Source organism: Luteibacter sp. KNZ12-1A, from assembly GCF_056755675.1.
The window spans coordinates 1-15,649 of sequence record NZ_JBPGXU010000093.1 but is presented as its reverse complement, the minus strand read 5'-3'; the positions used below and the strand labels follow the sequence as shown (position 1 = coordinate 15,649).

The window sequence follows — 15,649 nt, the reverse complement described above, 5'->3', positions numbered from 1 at the left end:
GGCGGGCATGGGCAACCTCACGGCAACCTCATGGATACCCGATCATGCCGAAGCACACCGTACGCCGCTGGATCATGGCTCTTGCCCTTGTGTTCGCCGTGGCCTCGGCGATGGCTGGGACGGCGAGGTTGCCATGGAAAGGCGGCTCGAATGGCGACGCCGGGATACGTGAGCTGGCGGCCGAGGCGATCGTCGCCTACACGGAGCCGGACCGCGCGGCGTATCTCGACAACCTGGCGGCCTTGCAACTGGTCGCGCACCGCTACGACGATGCCGCGCGAAGCCTCGGTGAACTCGTTGTCCTGCGCAAGGCGAGCGCCCAGCCACTCGATGCGGCAGGTGTCATCCGCTGGCTGGTCTATGCGCGTGCGCGCCAGGCCGAGGCCACCATGCACCTGCCGTTCGGCGAGGCATATGCGCGTGCGTTCCGGGAAGTGTTCGCCACGCTCGACGACGTGATGGCTTCGCAGGTCATCTCCAGCTTGGGTTCGGACATGGAGCCGTACGGCCCACAACCTGCTCGGTTGCGCGCGGATTACCTGGACCTGCTCGCGCAGCGCAAGGGGAGTGACGTCGCGGTGGCTGACGCGGTCGCCCTGGTCAAGGCGTACCAGACCGCCGAAGCCTATGCGGCATTCCGCCCCTTTACCGAGAAGCTGATCGACGAAGACGATCGCCGCCGCTACGACGTACGGGAACCGATGCTCGTGCCGATTCCCGATGGCGCATCGGTCACCGTGCTGGTCATGCTACCCAGGCATCGCACCGTGCCGCTGCCCACCTTGCTCGGTTTCACCATCTACGCCAATCCGTGGTGGTCCTCGACCGAGCTGCGCCTCACCGCCGCGCACGGCTACGCCGCCGTGGTCGGCTATTCGCGTGGCAAGGGACTGTCGACCGGACAGGCCGTGCCCTACGAACACGATGGCGTGGACGCGGACGCCGCGATCGAATGGATCGCGAAACAGCCATGGAGCGATGGCCGTGTCGGCATGTATGGAGGAAGCTACAACGGTTTCACCCAATGGGCCGCCGCGAAACACCGGCCGAAGGCGCTACGCGCGCTGATGCCCTCGGTCACGGTGGCGCCGGGTATCGATGTGCCGATGGAAGGTAACGTGTCGTTGTCCTTCGTCTACCCATGGGCGCCGTACGTGGCCGAAGGCAAAGGCCTGGACGAAAAACGCTACGGCGACAAAGCGCACTGGAACGACCTCTATCGGCGCTGGTACGAAAGCGGCAAGAGCTACCGGGCGCTCGACGAACTGGAAGGCAAGCCGAATCCGGTCTTCCAGCGCTGGCTGGACCACCCCTCGTACGACGACTACTGGCGGGACATGATCCCGCAGGGCCGCGAGTTCGCCGCCATCGACATTCCCGTGCTCACGACGACCGGTTACTTCGACGGTGGACAGATCGGCGCGCTGCATTACGTGCGCGAACATCGGCGCTACAACCCGCATGCGGAACATTACCTGCTGATCGGCCCGTGGGACCACGTGGGCGCGCAGCGCAAGGCACGGCCGGTGGTCTACGGTTATGCCATCGACCCGGTGGCGAAGATCGACATCAGTCGCGTGCTTCGCTACCAGTGGTTCGACTATGTCTTCCGTGGCGGAGCGAAGCCGGCCTTGCTGGAAGACCGGATCAATTACGAGGTGATGGGTGCGAACGTGTGGAAGCACGCGCCCAGCATCGAGAGGATGGCGCCAGGAAGTCGGCGGCTCTTTCTCGTGACGGAGGATGGCGAGGCCAGGCTGCGTGATCGTCCTTCCACGAGCACTTCGGTTCTTAGCGTGAACCTTGGCGAGCGGGACGACCTTCCCGCGGAGGATGCGTCGCCGGCCGTGCTGGACGATCGCCATGCCCTCGTCTTCACCAGCGAGCCGTTGCCCGCCGGCACCGAGTTGAGCGGCTTGTTTTCGGGCAAGCTCGACGTGGTGACGAACAAGCGAGACTTCGACCTGCGCATCACGCTGTACGAGAAGAAGGCCAACGGCGAATACTTCCAGCTGTCCTGGTACCTGGCACGCGCCAGTTACATGGAGGATCGCGTGCGACGGCATCTCCTGGTGCCGGGCAAACGCATGACGCTCGCGTTCACCAATGGACGTACCACCAGCCGGTTGTTCGAGCCTGGCAGCCGGCTCGTCGCGGTGGTGTCCGTGGTCAAGGAACCGGGCTCGTCGATCAACATGGGGAGCGGCAAGGATGTCGGCATGGAAAGCCGCGCCGATGCGGGTGAGCCGCTGCGGATCGAGTGGCTGGGCGGCAGTTATCTCGACCTTCCCATGGGCGGGACAGCGCTCCCGGCCCACCCTGGTAAATAACATTCATTCGCATTATTGCGCGGGAAGGGGCTTTTAAGTCATCATTGTAATGAGATTCATTCGCAATAATGACCGGGTGCGGCAGCCGATGCCGCCATGCGCCCGAACAGGGAAAGTCCATGATCCTACGCAAGAAAACCTTGCCCGCGCTGCTAGCCGGGTTGCTGATGTCGTTCACCGCGCCTGCCCAGGAGGCGGAACCGCCCACGTCCGGGGACAAAGCCGTGCAACTGGCCCCCGTCGCCGTTCATGGGCAGAGACTGGACGAGGGTTACGCCCGCACCGAGGCCTCCGCCGCGACCAAGACCGATACACCACTCATCGAGACGCCCCAGGCGATCTCGGTGATCTCGAACACGCAGATGATCGACCAGGGCGTGCTCACGGTGCAGGATGCCTTGCGCTATTCCGCCGGCGTCCGTGCGGATGCCTATGGCGTGGACAGCCGGGGTGACGACGCGTTCCTGCGCGGCACCTCGTTCACCCAATACCTGGATGGTCTGAAGCAGAACTTCGGCGGTGCCTATGCCCGTACGGAACCCTATTTCCTGGACCACCTCGAGATCGTCCGTGGCCCGTCGTCGGTGTTGTACGGGCAAGGAACCACGGGTGGCCTGATCGCGCTTTCGTCCAAACTGCCGCAATTCACCGCTTCCCACGAGGTGGAAGCGCAGCTGGGCAACAACGCGCGCAAGCAGGTGGCATTCGATTTCACCGGCCCCCTCGATGCGGCAGGCCACTGGGCTTACCGCCTGATCGGCGTCTACCGCAACTCCGATTCGCAGATCGACCACGTGCCGGACGACCGCAAGGCGATCGCGCCCTCGATCACCTGGATGCCCGATGCCGATACCCGCTGGACGCTGCTGGCCAACCTCCAGTTCGATCACAACGGCACGTCGCTGAACTTCCTGCCGCACTCGGGCACCTTGCTGCCCAATCCCAATGGCCGGATCGATACGCGGCGCTTCGTCAGCGAGCCCGGGTTCGATCGCTATGACACCCAACAGCGATCGTTCACTTCCTTGTTCGAGCACCGTTTCAACGACACCTGGAAGTTCGTGCAGAACATGCGCTACTCGCACGATAACGTCGATTACCGAAGCCTCTACCCGGACGTCTATTCGAATCCGTCGTATCCCTTCCTCGACGATACACAGCGCACCGTCGCGCGTTACAGCTACATCAGCATCGACCGGCACAAACGCTTCGTCACGGACACGCATGCCGAAGCGGACTTCGACCTCGCCTCGATGCACCACCGTGTCCTCATCGGACTGGACGTCGGCTATTCGCATACCGACAGGCGGCAGGGCAACGGCTTCGACGGCGTCCCCTTCGATCTCTACGCGCCCGTCTACGGCAACGGATTCGTCGCTCCGGATATCTTCCCCGTGGCGTCGAGCCACACGCGCCAGACAGGCGTATACGTGCAGGACCAGATCAACTGGGGCGAACACTGGATCGCCACGGTCGGCCTGCGCCACGACCGCGCGACCCTGACCACCGGTGACAGCCGCTCGGTCGACAATGCCACGACATCGCGCTTCGGCGTCATGTACCGCTTCGATAACGGACTGGTGCCATACGTCAGCTATACCGAGTCGTTCCAACCCCTGGATAGCCTCGACTTCTACAACCGCCCCTACGAGCCCCTGCGCGGCAAGCAATACGAGGCTGGCGTGAAGTACCAGCCGGTCGGTTCGCCCACCCTGATCACGGCGACGTACTACGACCTGCGCGAGGAAAATCGTCTCGCACCGGACCCGGCCAATCCGCTCAACCAGGTCCAGGCCGGCAAGGCGAAGACTCGCGGCGTGGAACTGGAGGCCTCCACGCGCATCGGTCGTCATGTCGACCTGATCGGCACATACACGTGGACCAAGGCGCGTCCCGACGACGGCACGATCGTCGCCGGCCTGCCGAAGAACCAGGGCTCGGTGTGGGGCGTGTACCACGTGAACGACGCCGACAGCGATGGCGTCAGTTTCGGTGTCGGTGCACGCTACATCGGAACGAACTACGACGAGACGGGAACGCTGAAGGTCCCGGAAAAAACGCTGTTCGATGCCATGGTGGCCTACACGCAGGGGCCGTGGCGCTTCTCGGTCAACGCCGCCAACCTCACCGACCAGGCCTACAACGCCACATGCCTGGCCCGCGGCGATTGCTTCTATGGCCCACGCCGGAGCATCGTCGGCACCGCACGCTACAAATTCTGACCGCCATTCGCATTCGGCCGTCCGAACCCGTTACGATCGGAGATTCCACACGAACGACGGGATGATCGGGATGGAAGTTCGGAAGGTTTGGCAGGTTGTGCTGCTGGCTGTATCGATGTCGACCGCCGCGGTCGCCGCACCACCGCCGGGGCATGCGGGCAATCCCGTTTTCCCCGGTTGGTATGCCGATCCCGAGGCCGCCATCTTCGACGACACCTACTGGATCTACCCGACCATATCGAAGGAATACGCTGCCCAGACGGGGTTCGATGCGTTTTCCTCGCCCGATCTCGTGCACTGGACCAAGCATGCCGATGTGCTCGACATCAAGGACATTCCTTGGGCGAAGAAGGCGCTGTGGGCACCGTCGGTGATCGAGAAGGATGGCAAGTACTACTTCTTCTTTGCCGCCAACGATATCCAGAACGACCACGAACTCGGTGGCATCGGTGTCGCGGTGGCGGACAAGCCCGACGGCCCGTACCGCGATTTGCTCGGCAAGCCGCTCATCGGTGCGTTCCACAACGGCGCTCAGCCCATCGACCAGTTCGTGTTCCGCGATGACGACGGCACCTGGTACATGATCTATGGTGGCTGGAAGCACGCCAACATCGTGAAGCTGAAAGCCGACTTCACCGCCGTGGAACCGATGGCCGATGGCACCTTGTTCAAGGAGATCACGCCCGGGCCGGAGTATGTGGAAGGGCCGATGATGTTCAAGCGTGGCGGCAAGTATTACTTCATGTGGTCGGAAGGTGGTTGGGGCGGCCCGGATTATTCCGTCGCCTATGCCATCGGTGACTCGCCGATGGGGCCGTTCAAGCGGCTCGGCAAGATCCTCCAGCAAGACCCGAAGATCGCCACCGGCGCCGGCCACCATTCGGTGTTCCATGTGCCCCGGGACGACAGCTGGTACATCGTCTACCACCGGCGGCCGCTGGGGCACACGAAGGCCAACGATCGCGAGACGGCGATCGATCGCATGTACTTCGACAAGGACGGCCACATCCTCCCGGTGAAGATCACCAACGAGGGCGTCGAGGCGAATCCCCTGCGCCGCTGATGGTGGGTTTCACCCTGCCGGGAACAGCGCTCCGGTGGGAGCCGCCCCCGTCCGCGATCCCGCGGCAGCGAGCCGGGCTGAGACGACCTGGTGGGAGCCGACTTGTCGGCGATCCCGCGGCAGCGGGCAAGGTTTCAGCAAGCACCCGTCGCCGACAAGGCCGGCTCCCACCAGAGCATCGGCTCCCGCCGAGGCACCGCAGCCACGCACGGCCATTTTCTTCAAATGCGCCGATTCCAGCAAAACGCCCGGATGGGTTTTCGTCGTAAGCTGCGTGTTGTCATGCATCCCGCCAGCGGAGCCGTCCGCTCCGCCCAGCCCCAAGGAGCCGTCATGGTCACGTTGCGCGTCAATGGTGAGGATCGTCAGGCGGACGTGCCGCCGGACATGCCCCTGTTATGGGTCCTGCGCGACGTGGTCGGGCTGACCGGCACGAAATTCGGTTGCGGCATCGCGCAGTGCGGCGCCTGCACGGTGCACCTGGACGGCCAGCCCGTGCGTTCGTGCCAGCTACCGGTATCGGCCGTGGGCGGCCGGGCGATCACGACCATCGAAGGCATCGGCGCCACGCCCGAAGGCGCCAAGGTGCAACAGGCATGGCTGGCCGTCGATGTCGTCCAGTGCGGTTACTGCCAGTCCGGCCAGATCATGGCGGCGGCGGCCTTGCTGGCGCGCACGCCCAACCCGACCGATCGCGATATCGACGCTGCCATGTCCGGCAACATCTGCCGGTGTGCTACCTATGTGCGCATCCGCGAGGCGATCAAGCAGGCCGCGACGGGCCAGCCCAATGGCTTGCAGGTGATCGTCGATGGAGGTGCCGCATGAGCGCGCACGATCACACCGGCACGATCGACGAGGGGCGCCGACAGGCGCTCCGCCTCGCTGGCGGCGGTCTCGCCGTCGCCTTCCTGTGGAGCGCGGGCATGGGCCCCGCCGTGGCGCAGATGAATCCGCGCCGGCAGCCTGGCGACGAAGCCGCGGCGGCGGCCGATGGCAATCCGCCATTCGCTCCCAACGCCTTCATACGTATCGATGCCGACGGCAGCGTGCGCCTGGTCATGCCTTCGGCGGAGATGGGCCAGTCGATCTATACCGGTATCGCGATGATGCTGGCCGAGGAACTCGGCGTAGGCTTCGACCAGATCAAGGTGGAGCACTCGCCGCCGAGCGATGCGCTCTATGGCCAGGCGTTGCTCGGCGGCGGACAGATCACCGGCGGCTCCACCAGTACGCGTGGCCAGTGGCAGGCCCTGCGCGAAGCTGGCGCGGTGGCACGCGAGATGCTCGTCGCCGCCGCCGCCGCACAATGGCATGTCGATCCGGAGGGTTGTTCGGTGGCCCGCGGTGTCATCACCCATGTGCCTTCCGGACGCACGCTGGGTTTCGGCGCCGTGGCCGAAGCGGCGGGGCGCTTGCCCCAGCCGGCCAGCGTCAAGCTGAAGGAACGTAAGGATTTCACGCTGATCGGCAAGCCCTTGCGCCGTATCGACTCGCCGGACAAGGTCAACGGTGGCACGCAGTTCGGCATCGACGTGAAGGTGCCGGGCATGAAGTTCGCGGCGGTGAAGACCAGCCCCGAACTCGCCGGCACGCTGGGCGCCGTGGATGACAGCAAGGCCCGCGCCATCCCCGGCGTGATCGAGGTCATCAAGCTCGACGATGCGGTGGCGGTGGTCGGCGAGCACTATTGGGCCGCCCAGCAGGGCTTGCAGGCCCTGGACATCGAGTGGAAGCCCGGCGTCAACGCGAAGCTGGACACCCAGACCCTCATCGCCGCGCTGCAGGAGACCTCGCGCAACGGCAAGGCGCTGGTCGGTCGCAAGCCGAAAGGCGAGGCGCCCGCGGGCGGCAAGCGCGTGGAGGCGGCCTTCGTGTCGCCCATGCTCGCCCATGCGACGATGGAGCCGTTGAACGCCACCGTGCATGTCACTCCCGGCCACTGCGAAGTGTGGACCGGCACCCAGGTGCCCACACGCGTGGTGAAGGAAGCGGCACGCATCTGCGGTATTCCCGAGCAGGCCGTGGTGCTGCATAACCAGTACCTCGGCGGCGGCTTCGGTCGCCGCCTGGAAACCGACCAGGTCGAGCAGGCGGTCGCCTTCGCGAAGCAGGTGTCCTACCCGCTGAAGGTGATCTGGAGCCGCGAGGAAGATATTCGCCACGATCGCGTGCGTCCGCTGTACTACGACCGCATTTCCGCCACGCTCGGCGACGATGGCAAGCCCACGTCGTGGCAACACCGCATCACCAGCGGCACGGTGCTGGGCCGCTGGTTGCCTGCGGCGATGGGCAAGGACGGCATGGACAGCGACGCGATCGAATCCGCCGCCGATCTTCCCTACGAGATGGACAACGCACTGGTCGAGTGGGCTTATCACGTGATGCCTCCCGGCCTGGTCGTGGGCTGGTGGCGCGGTGTCGGCCCCACGCACAACCTGTTCATCGTCGAGAGCTTCATCGACGAGCTGGCGCACACGGCGGGAAAGGACCCGCTCGAATACCGCCGGTCGCTGATGAAACCCGGTTCGCGTGCCCTGGGCGTCCTGAACCTCGCCGCCGAGAAGATCGGCTGGGGTGGCCAGCCGCTGCCCGCGCGTGTCGGGCGCGGGATCGCGGTGGGCTCGCCCTTCGGCAGCCATGTCTGCGCGATCGTGGAGGCGGAAGTGACCGCGCAAGGCCAGGTGCGCTTGCGCCGCGCGGTGGTGGCGGTGGACAACGGCATCACCATCAACCCGAGTTCGGTGCAGGCACAGATGCAGGGCGGCCTGCTGTTCGGGTTGAGCGCGGCTCTCTACAACGGCATCACCCTGAAGAACGGCGCCATCGAGCAGAGCAACTTCCACGATTACCGTAGCCTCCGTATCAACGAGGTGCCGCAGATCGACGTGTACTCGGTGGAAAACGACGAAGCGCCGGGCGGTATCGGTGAAGTGGGTACGGCGATCGCCGCGCCAGCCCTGGCCAATGCGATCTTCGCGGCCACCGGCATCCGCCTGCGCGAGCTGCCCGTGTCGCGTACCCAGTTGGCCGAGTCGCCGGACGCGTTGAAGAAAATAGCTGGCGTCCTCAATGGCAAGGAGGACGTGGCATGAAACGTTTCCTCATCATCGTCCTGCTGCTGATCGTGATCGGCGTCGGTGCCTACTTCGTGCTCAACCGCACGGATAAATCCGATGGCACGGCACCGGCGATCGCCGGTGCGCCGGCCAACGCCGATCCCGTGGCGCGTGGCGAATACCTCGCCCGCGCGGCCGACTGCATCGCATGCCATACCGTGCCCGAGACCGGAAAGCCCTTTGCCGGCGGCGTCGCCTTCAAGTTGCCGTTCGGTACGATCTACTCGTCCAACATCACCGCCGACGAGGAAACCGGCATCGGCCGGTGGAGCGACGACGAGTTCGTACGCGCGGTGCGCGAAGGCGTGCGCAAGGATGGCAAGCACCTCTATCCGGCTTTCCCGTACACCTCGTATACCCAGTTGAGCCGGGCCGATGTGCTGGCGATCAAGGCCTACCTCTTCACCTTGCCCAAGGTGCGCCAGCCGGAGACGCCGAACGATCTCGGCTTTCCGTTCAACCAGCGCTGGGCGATGGGTTTCTGGAACGCGGCTTTCTTCCGCAGCCAGCGCTTCGAGCCGGATGCCTCTCGTTCCCCGGAATGGAATGCCGGCGCCTACCTGGCCGGTGCGCTGGGCCATTGCGCAGAATGCCATACGCCACGCAACCTCGGCTATGGGCTGAACCATCGCGACGAACTGGCGGGCCAGGAGTTGCAGGGCTGGCGCGCATATAACATCACCTCGGACCCGGAGCACGGCGTCGGCAAGTGGAGCGACGAAGCCCTGGTCCAGTACCTGAGAACGGGCTACGCCGCCGGCCATGCCTCGGCGAACGGCCCGATGGGCGAGGCCGTGGCGCACAGCCTTCAATTCCTGAAACCGGAAGACACCGCGGCCCTCGTCGCATGGCTGCGCACCGTGCCGCCACGCGAAGGCAAGGACCCCATCGTGGTCGATCCGGCGCCCAAGGCCATGGTCGCTTCCAGTGCCGTGGCACCGGGTGGCGACGACCCGACCGCCAACGTGGACGGACAGCGTCTGTTCGAAGGCGCCTGCGCGAGCTGTCACCAGTGGAACGGTGCGGGACAGCAGACACCGAACGCCGGCCTTGCCGGTACGCGCGGCGTCAACGATCCGCGCGGCGCGAATGTCACCCAGGCGATCCTGCATGGGGTGAAGATGCGCGTCGGCCAGACCGACATCTACATGCCCGCCTTCGGCCAAGCCTATAGCGATCCCGAGGTGGCGGCCCTGGCCAACTACGTGATCCGCCACTTCGGCGGCAAGGAAGGCACGGTGACGGCGAAGGACGTGGCGGATCGCAGGCAACTGTGATCCGCCGGGAAGTCCCCATGACGCTCGACATTTCAACGCGCAAGGATTGGCTACAATAGCTCCGGGCAGGGAGAATCCCTGGGGAGCGAGCAGCATGCGTTACGAGAAAGGCCATAAGGAACAGACCCGCCAGAAGATCGTCGAGGCGGCGTCGCAGCGTTTTCGCGCCGACGGCATCGACGCCGTTGGCGTGGTCAGCCTGATGGGCGAGGTCGGCCTGACCCAGGGCGGCTTCTACAACCATTTCGGCTCGAAGGAAGACCTCGTCCGCGAAAGCGTGGCGATGGCGGCGGCCAGTGCCGTCGAACGCTTGGGCGCCCGCGTGGCGGCCTCGCGAGGCGAAAGCTACCGCGCGCTGGTCAACAGCTATTTGTCGGCGGAACACCGTGACGCGCCCGAGGCCGGTTGCGTCGCCGCCGCCTTGTCGGCGGAGATGGCACGGCGTCCCGTCGAAACACGCGCGGCTTTCACCCGTGGCTATACCGAGATGGTCGAACTCATCGTCTCGACGCTGCCGGACGGCATCCGTGGCAAGCGTCGCCGCACCCTGGCCATGGCGGTGTTCGCCTCCCTGGTCGGCTCGCTGTCGCTGTCGCGCGCGGTGGCCGATCCGGCCCTCTCCGACGAGATCCTCTCGCTGGGCCGTCAGTCCGCCCTGGCCCTGGTGGACGCCGGCTGATCAGTGCGTCGCCACCGCGACGGGTGGCTTGCCCATGGCGGCCGTCTTCTCGGCGATCTTCGCCCTGATCGCCGGGATGGCCGCCAGCGCGGCACGTTCGCCTTCGAGGATCGCGACGTTCTTCTGGTCGAAATCGGTCGGGCCGATCTGGCCCACCTTCGGCCGGATCACGATGTCGGCCCGGGCCAGTTCCTGTTCGGCCAGCTTGCGCCCCATGATCGTGATCGACTGGCCGACGATGCCGACCATGCTGTCGGGATTGCTGCCATCGGGCCGCGCCGAGATGTCCACGGCGATGACGATGTCGGCGCCGAGCTGGCGTGCCGCGTCCACGGGCACCGGGCTGACCACGCCACCGTCGACGAAGTGCTTGCCGTTGATATCCACCGGCTCGAACACGCCGGGGACGCTGCTGGACGCGCGCACGGCCTGGCCGGCGTTGCCACGGATGAAAACGGCGCGCGAACCGTTCTCCAGTTCCGTGGCCACGGCGGCGAACGGTATGCGCAGCTTCTCGATCGGCGTCTGCTTGAGCAGTGCGTTCACGTAGTCCTGCAGTTTCTGGCCCTGGACGAGGCCGCCCGAGAAGAAGCGCACGTCGCGGATCTTGCCCTCGTCGAGTGCGAAAGCCTGCTCCTGTAGCTGGAAACCGTCCATGCCGCTCGCGTAGAGCACGCCGACCACGCTGCCGGCGCTGGTGCCGGAGACGGCGTCGGGATGGATGCCGCTGGCTTCCAGCATCTTGATGACGCCGATGTGCGCAAAGCCCTTCGCCGCCCCGCCGCCGAGGGCCAGCCCGATGCGCGGCTTCGCCGCCAGCACGGGCAGGGCGGTGTCGGGGCGAGTGTCCGGCTTGCTGCCGCCGAAACAACCGGCGAGCAGGGCGGCGAAAACCAGCGGGAGCCAATGGCGGGCACGGCGGAAGGACATGGAAGGGACCGGGAGGATGGCTGGCGGATCATCGGGCATGCGCGCGGCGACGGCATGACCGGTTCATGGCGGAAGCCGGGCGGCATGGCCGCCCGGCGGGAACGTCAACCGCGGGTCTGGTCGGCCTCGAGGTGGTAGCGGGTCGCCACCTCGATCTCGTTACGCGAACCGAGGAAAACCGGAACGCGCTGGTGCAGTGCGCCGGGCTGGATATCCATGATGCGTTCGCGGCCGGTGGTGGCGGCACCGCCGGCCTGCTCGACGATGAAGGCCATCGGGTTGGCCTCGTACATCAGGCGCAGCTTGCCGGTGCCGCCCTTGGCCGTGATCTTGGCATCGAGCGGATAGATGAAGACGCCACCACGGGTGATGATGCGGTGCACGTCGGCCACCATCGAGGCGACCCAGCGCATGTTGAAGTCGCGTCCGCGCGGACCGTTGGCGCCGGCCAGCAACTCGCCGATGTAGCGCTGCATCGGGGCTTCCCAATGGCGCTGGTTCGACATGTTCACGGCGAACTCGCCCGTCTCCGCGGGAATGGTGATGCCGCGGCGGGTGAGCACGAAGCTGCCGTGCTCGCGGTCGAGGGTGAACTCGTGCACCCCATGGCCGAAGGTCAGCACCAGCAGGGTGCTCGGGCCGTAGACGACATAGCCCGCCGCCACCTGCTCGGTGCCGGGCTGGAGGAAATCCTCCACCTTCGGTTCGGTGACGCCGTCGGGGCAGCGCAGGACGGAGAAGATGGTGCCCACCGAGACGTTGACGTCGATATTGGACGAGCCGTCGAGCGGGTCGAACAGAAGCAGGTGGTTGCCCTTGGGATAGGCATCGGGGATGGGCTGCGGGTCTTCCATTTCCTCCGAGGCGCAAGCGGCCAGGTGGCCGCCCCAGGCGTTGGCTTCGAGCAGGATCTCGTTGGAGATCACGTCGAGCTTCTTCTGCGCCTCGCCCTGTACGTTGTCCGATCCGGCGTTGCCCAGCACGCCGCCCAGCGCACCCTTGCCGGTGGCGACGGAGATGCGCTTGCAGGCGCGGGCCACCACCTCGATGAGCAGGCTGAGCTGGGCGTTGATGTGCCCCGCGCGCTTCTCTTCGATCAGGAACTGGATCAGGGAAATGGGTTTCGTCATCGGAAGGAGACCTGGCGCGAAAACCCGCATTGTCCGGGTGGCGGGTGAATGGCGCCAGAGGGACTGCTGACAGTACGTTGTCAGCAGCCCCCGCGCAGACTCTCCTTCACACCAATGGGAAGGGGTAGTCGCATGAATCGGTTCCTCGAACGGCTTGCCGACCTTTACGCGCCACTGGGGCGCCGCGGCATGCTGATGGATGGCCAGTACCGCTTCGCTCCCGATGACGACACCGGCGCCGCCAGCGGGAGCCGCCTCCGCGGCCGTTCCGCGACAGTGGCCCCGGTCCGGCCGAGGCAGCCGGCCGCCGGCGCCGCGACGGCGCCCACCCGCTCGCTCGCCCTCCGCATCGCCCACTCATTTCATCGCTGACAGACAAGGGAATCACCGCATGAACGCCAACAGGATCAAGTTTCACCACGCACCGAACAGTCGCTCGGGTAGCACGCTGATGTTGCTGGAGGAATTGGGTGCGCAGTACGACATGCATGTGATGGACCTCACCCAGGGCGAGCAGCGCCGCCCGGAGTACCTGAAGGTCAATCCCATGGGCAAGGTTCCGGCCATCGAGCACCTGGACGGCCTGGTCACCGAGCGGCCGGCGATCTTCACCTACCTCGCCGACCTCTATCCGGAAGCGGAGCTGGCGCCGGGGCTGCGCGATCCGCTTCGCGGGCCGTACCTCCGCTGGCTCGCGTTCTACGGTTCGTGTTTCGAGCCGGCGGTGATGGATCGCTTCATGAAGCACGAGCCCGCGCCTGTCTCGACCTGTCCCTATGGCGACTTCGACACGGTGATGGACGTCATCGAGGCGCAACTCACGCCGGGCCCCTGGCTGTTCGGCGAGCGCTTCACCGCGGCGGACATCCTCTGGGCCAGTGCGCTGGACTGGACGATGAAGTTCGGCATCGTGCCGCGCCGCGATGTCTTCGAGCAGTACGTGGCGAGGCTGATGGTGCGCCCGGCCATCGTCCGCGCCGCGGTGCAGGACGCGGCGCTGGCTCGCGCCCAGACCCTGGCCGCCGCCTGAGCCGGCGGATATGCGCGGCCGTGACCATCGCCGCTTCCCGCGCCGCGCGCGGGAGGCGATGATTCGGGCATGCGCCGCGCCGATCGCCTGTTCCTCATCATCAACGCCCTGCGCGGGCGGCGCACCGCGCTGCCCGCGCGGCAGCTGGCCAGCACCCTCGAAGTCTCGCTGCGTACCGTCTACCGCGATGTCGCCGACCTCCAGCTCTCCGGCGTACCCATCGAAGGCGAGGCCGGCGTGGGCTACATCCTGCGCAAGGGCTCGGACATCCCGCCGCTGATGTTCTCCGCCGACGAACTGGAGGCACTGGTCGCCGGAACCCGTTTCGTCCGCGCGTTCGCCGGCGAGCGCTTGGCGCGGGAAGCGCAGGCCGCCCTGATCAAGATCGAGGCCGTGCTACCGCCCGACCTGCGCGAGAAATCCGCGCAGTCGAAGATCTTCGCACCTATCTGGCGCGACCCTTTCCAGAACCAGGTCGCGGTGATGCTCGACCGCCTGCACGCGGCCGTGCTGGCGCGCCGGGTGCTCTGCCTCGACTACCGCGATGCCGAAGGGCGTGGCACCACGCGCGAAGTGGAGCCGTTGTGCCTGTCCTTCTGGGGCGGCGCGTGGACCCTCGGTACCTGGTGCCGCCATCGCCAGGCGTTCCGCAACTTTCGTCCCGACCGCATCGCCGACTGCCGCGACGCAGGCGAGACCTTCGCCGATCTTCCCGGCCGTAACCTCGAAGCCTACCTCGACACCATGCGCGGGCATTACGCGGGACTCGAGTAAAAGGTTCTTCGCGGATGTTCCGGATAGGGCTTTCGGCTCGGCTTCGCCCTCGCGTTCGTTGTGTGCGTGGCGGGGGAGCTGCCGGGCGCCACCCTCGGCGCGACGGTAGTCGCCGTCCCTTGGGCAAGGATGCCGCTGCGCGGCCGTGTTTGATGGCTGCGCCCCGGCGGGCTCGGACGGTCGGGCGGGGGTTTCCGATTCGCCCTCCTGGCTCAGCGGAAACGGCCGGCCGTCCAGGCCGGCCCCCTGCGGGCCTTCTCCGCCCGCCCGTCCTCGGCTCCTAATGTCGCGCCGAGGGTGGCGCCCGGCAGCTCTCTCGACACGGAGGCGGGTTGGTGGGAAGAGCACCGCTCGCCGTGTCGCGTGTCGTTTGCCGCCCCCGGGTGGCGAATCGCGGGCCAGCCCGCTTCCCACCCGCGTGAGGGGGTTTCACACGAAGGTGTCTTCCCCAGGTCGGTGGCGTTGTTTTTGTCGCACGCCACCTCAGTGCTTGGGAGAGCCGTCGGCCGCCACCCTCGGCGCGACTTGTGGAACCGAGGAGCGCCGGGCGAAAAGGCCCGCCAGGGGGCCGGCCTGGACGGCCGGCCGTTTTCGCTGAGCCACGGAGGGCGAATCGAAAACCCCGCCCGGCGCGACGGGCGCGACGGGGCGCCAGCCATCAGACACGGCCGCGCAGCGGCATCCTTTCCCGAGCGACGGTGCAACCGGAGCGACGAGGGTGGCGGCCGACGGCTCTCCCAGGCACTGAGGTGGCGTGTGGCACAAGCAACGCCCGCGACCGGGGGTGGATGCCGTCTCCGTGTGAAACCCCCTCACGCGGGTGGGAAGCGGGCTGGCCCGCGATTCGCCACCCTGTTTCGAGCGAATGAGGCCATGCATCGCAACCGAGCGAGCGGTGACAAGCCTCGCCCGATCAGTGCAACGCCTTCTTCGCCAGCGGAAGGATTGAGGATTCGCGGGCCAGCCCGCTTCCCACCCGGTGCAGCATATGGCGAGCGTTGCTCTTTCCTTCCAATCCACCCCAGGGTCGAGAGAGCTGCCGGGCGTCACCCTCGGCGCGACATTAGGAGCCGAGGCTGTCTCTTATACACATCT

At 66.3% G+C, this 15,649-nt stretch carries 12 protein-coding genes; 10 read left to right on the top strand and 2 right to left on the bottom strand.

All coding sequences use genetic code 11. The features are described 5' to 3' along the window. The first annotated feature begins 44 nt into the window (after nt 1-44). The 7 genes from ACR9ZJ_RS15560 to ACR9ZJ_RS15530 all read left to right on the top strand — a co-directional run bounded on the left by ACR9ZJ_RS15560 (nt 45) and on the right by ACR9ZJ_RS15530 (nt 10,690). Nucleotides 45-2,330, top strand: coding sequence for a CocE/NonD family hydrolase (locus ACR9ZJ_RS15560; RefSeq protein WP_481288244.1), 2,286 nt, complete (start codon nt 45-47; stop codon nt 2,328-2,330). 119 nt (nt 2,331-2,449) lie between these two features. Further along, nucleotides 2,450-4,552 carry a TonB-dependent siderophore receptor gene (locus ACR9ZJ_RS15555; RefSeq protein ID WP_481288243.1) on the top strand — a complete coding sequence of 701 codons (2,103 nt, stop codon included), beginning with the start codon at nt 2,450-2,452 and terminating at the stop codon, nt 4,550-4,552. A gap of 115 nt (nt 4,553-4,667) precedes the next feature. Continuing rightward, nucleotides 4,668-5,615, top strand: coding sequence for a glycoside hydrolase family 43 protein (locus tag ACR9ZJ_RS15550; RefSeq protein WP_481288242.1), 948 nt, complete (start codon nt 4,668-4,670; stop codon nt 5,613-5,615). Nucleotides 5,616-5,948: 333 nt separating this feature from the next. Further along, nucleotides 5,949-6,443, top strand: coding sequence for a (2Fe-2S)-binding protein (locus tag ACR9ZJ_RS15545; protein WP_481281990.1), 495 nt, complete (start codon nt 5,949-5,951; stop codon nt 6,441-6,443). Continuing rightward, on the top strand, nt 6,440-8,710 hold the full coding sequence (locus ACR9ZJ_RS15540; protein ID WP_481288241.1) for a xanthine dehydrogenase family protein molybdopterin-binding subunit: 2,271 nt from the start codon (nt 6,440-6,442) through the stop codon (nt 8,708-8,710). Before ACR9ZJ_RS15545 ends, ACR9ZJ_RS15540 begins: the two co-directional genes overlap by 4 nt. Next, nucleotides 8,707-10,011, top strand: a complete 1,305-nt coding sequence (locus ACR9ZJ_RS15535) for a c-type cytochrome (RefSeq protein ID WP_481288240.1) — start codon at nt 8,707-8,709, stop codon at nt 10,009-10,011. The genes ACR9ZJ_RS15540 and ACR9ZJ_RS15535 overlap by 4 nt, the downstream gene beginning before the upstream one ends. 94 nt (nt 10,012-10,105) lie before the next feature. Beyond that, entirely contained in the window at nt 10,106-10,690 is a 585-nt protein-coding gene (locus ACR9ZJ_RS15530; protein ID WP_481281987.1) for a TetR/AcrR family transcriptional regulator, read from the top strand. Here the strand turns inward: ACR9ZJ_RS15530 and ACR9ZJ_RS15525 are convergent, their stop codons facing one another. Together ACR9ZJ_RS15525 and ACR9ZJ_RS15520 are read right to left on the bottom strand one after the other, a co-directional pair. After that, nucleotides 10,691-11,620, bottom strand: a complete 930-nt coding sequence (locus tag ACR9ZJ_RS15525) for a patatin-like phospholipase family protein (protein WP_481288239.1) — start codon at nt 11,618-11,620, stop codon at nt 10,691-10,693. It abuts the gene before it with no gap. Between the two features lie 104 nt (nt 11,621-11,724). Beyond that, entirely contained in the window at nt 11,725-12,750 is a 1,026-nt protein-coding gene (locus ACR9ZJ_RS15520) for a class 1 fructose-bisphosphatase (protein WP_481281985.1), read from the bottom strand. Between the two features lie 132 nt (nt 12,751-12,882). Between ACR9ZJ_RS15520 and ACR9ZJ_RS15515 the strand changes: the two genes are divergently transcribed. The 3 genes from ACR9ZJ_RS15515 (at nt 12,883) to ACR9ZJ_RS15505 (ending at nt 14,554) form a co-directional block, all read left to right on the top strand. Next, nucleotides 12,883-13,122, top strand: coding sequence for a hypothetical protein (locus tag ACR9ZJ_RS15515; RefSeq protein WP_481288238.1), 240 nt, complete (start codon nt 12,883-12,885; stop codon nt 13,120-13,122). Between the two features lie 19 nt (nt 13,123-13,141). Next, a complete protein-coding gene (locus tag ACR9ZJ_RS15510) occupies nt 13,142-13,780 on the top strand; it encodes a glutathione S-transferase family protein (RefSeq protein WP_481288237.1) in 639 nt (212 codons plus the stop codon). A 69-nt stretch (nt 13,781-13,849) separates the two neighbouring features. Further along, entirely contained in the window at nt 13,850-14,554 is a 705-nt protein-coding gene (locus tag ACR9ZJ_RS15505) for a helix-turn-helix transcriptional regulator (protein WP_481281982.1), read from the top strand. The last annotated feature ends 1,095 nt before the right edge of the window (nt 14,555-15,649 follow it).

Excerpts from the sequence above, each read along its gene's own strand:
- ACR9ZJ_RS15525 (WP_481288239.1), bottom strand. The coding sequence starts at position 11,620 with ATGTCCTTCCGCCGTGCCCGCCATTGGCTCCCGCTGGTTTTCGCCGCC.
- ACR9ZJ_RS15505 (WP_481281982.1), top strand. The coding sequence starts at position 13,850 with ATGCGCCGCGCCGATCGCCTGTTCCTCATCATCAACGCCCTGCGCGGG.
- ACR9ZJ_RS15520 (WP_481281985.1), bottom strand. The coding sequence starts at position 12,750 with ATGACGAAACCCATTTCCCTGATCCAGTTCCTGATCGAAGAGAAGCGC.
- ACR9ZJ_RS15535 (WP_481288240.1), top strand. The coding sequence starts at position 8,707 with ATGAAACGTTTCCTCATCATCGTCCTGCTGCTGATCGTGATCGGCGTC.
- ACR9ZJ_RS15555 (WP_481288243.1), top strand. The coding sequence starts at position 2,450 with ATGATCCTACGCAAGAAAACCTTGCCCGCGCTGCTAGCCGGGTTGCTG.
- ACR9ZJ_RS15540 (WP_481288241.1), top strand. The coding sequence starts at position 6,440 with ATGAGCGCGCACGATCACACCGGCACGATCGACGAGGGGCGCCGACAG.
- ACR9ZJ_RS15550 (WP_481288242.1), top strand. The coding sequence starts at position 4,668 with ATGTCGACCGCCGCGGTCGCCGCACCACCGCCGGGGCATGCGGGCAAT.
- ACR9ZJ_RS15515 (WP_481288238.1), top strand. The coding sequence starts at position 12,883 with ATGAATCGGTTCCTCGAACGGCTTGCCGACCTTTACGCGCCACTGGGG.
- ACR9ZJ_RS15560 (WP_481288244.1), top strand. The coding sequence starts at position 45 with ATGCCGAAGCACACCGTACGCCGCTGGATCATGGCTCTTGCCCTTGTG.
- ACR9ZJ_RS15510 (WP_481288237.1), top strand. The coding sequence starts at position 13,142 with ATGAACGCCAACAGGATCAAGTTTCACCACGCACCGAACAGTCGCTCG.
- ACR9ZJ_RS15545 (WP_481281990.1), top strand. The coding sequence starts at position 5,949 with ATGGTCACGTTGCGCGTCAATGGTGAGGATCGTCAGGCGGACGTGCCG.
- ACR9ZJ_RS15530 (WP_481281987.1), top strand. The coding sequence starts at position 10,106 with ATGCGTTACGAGAAAGGCCATAAGGAACAGACCCGCCAGAAGATCGTC.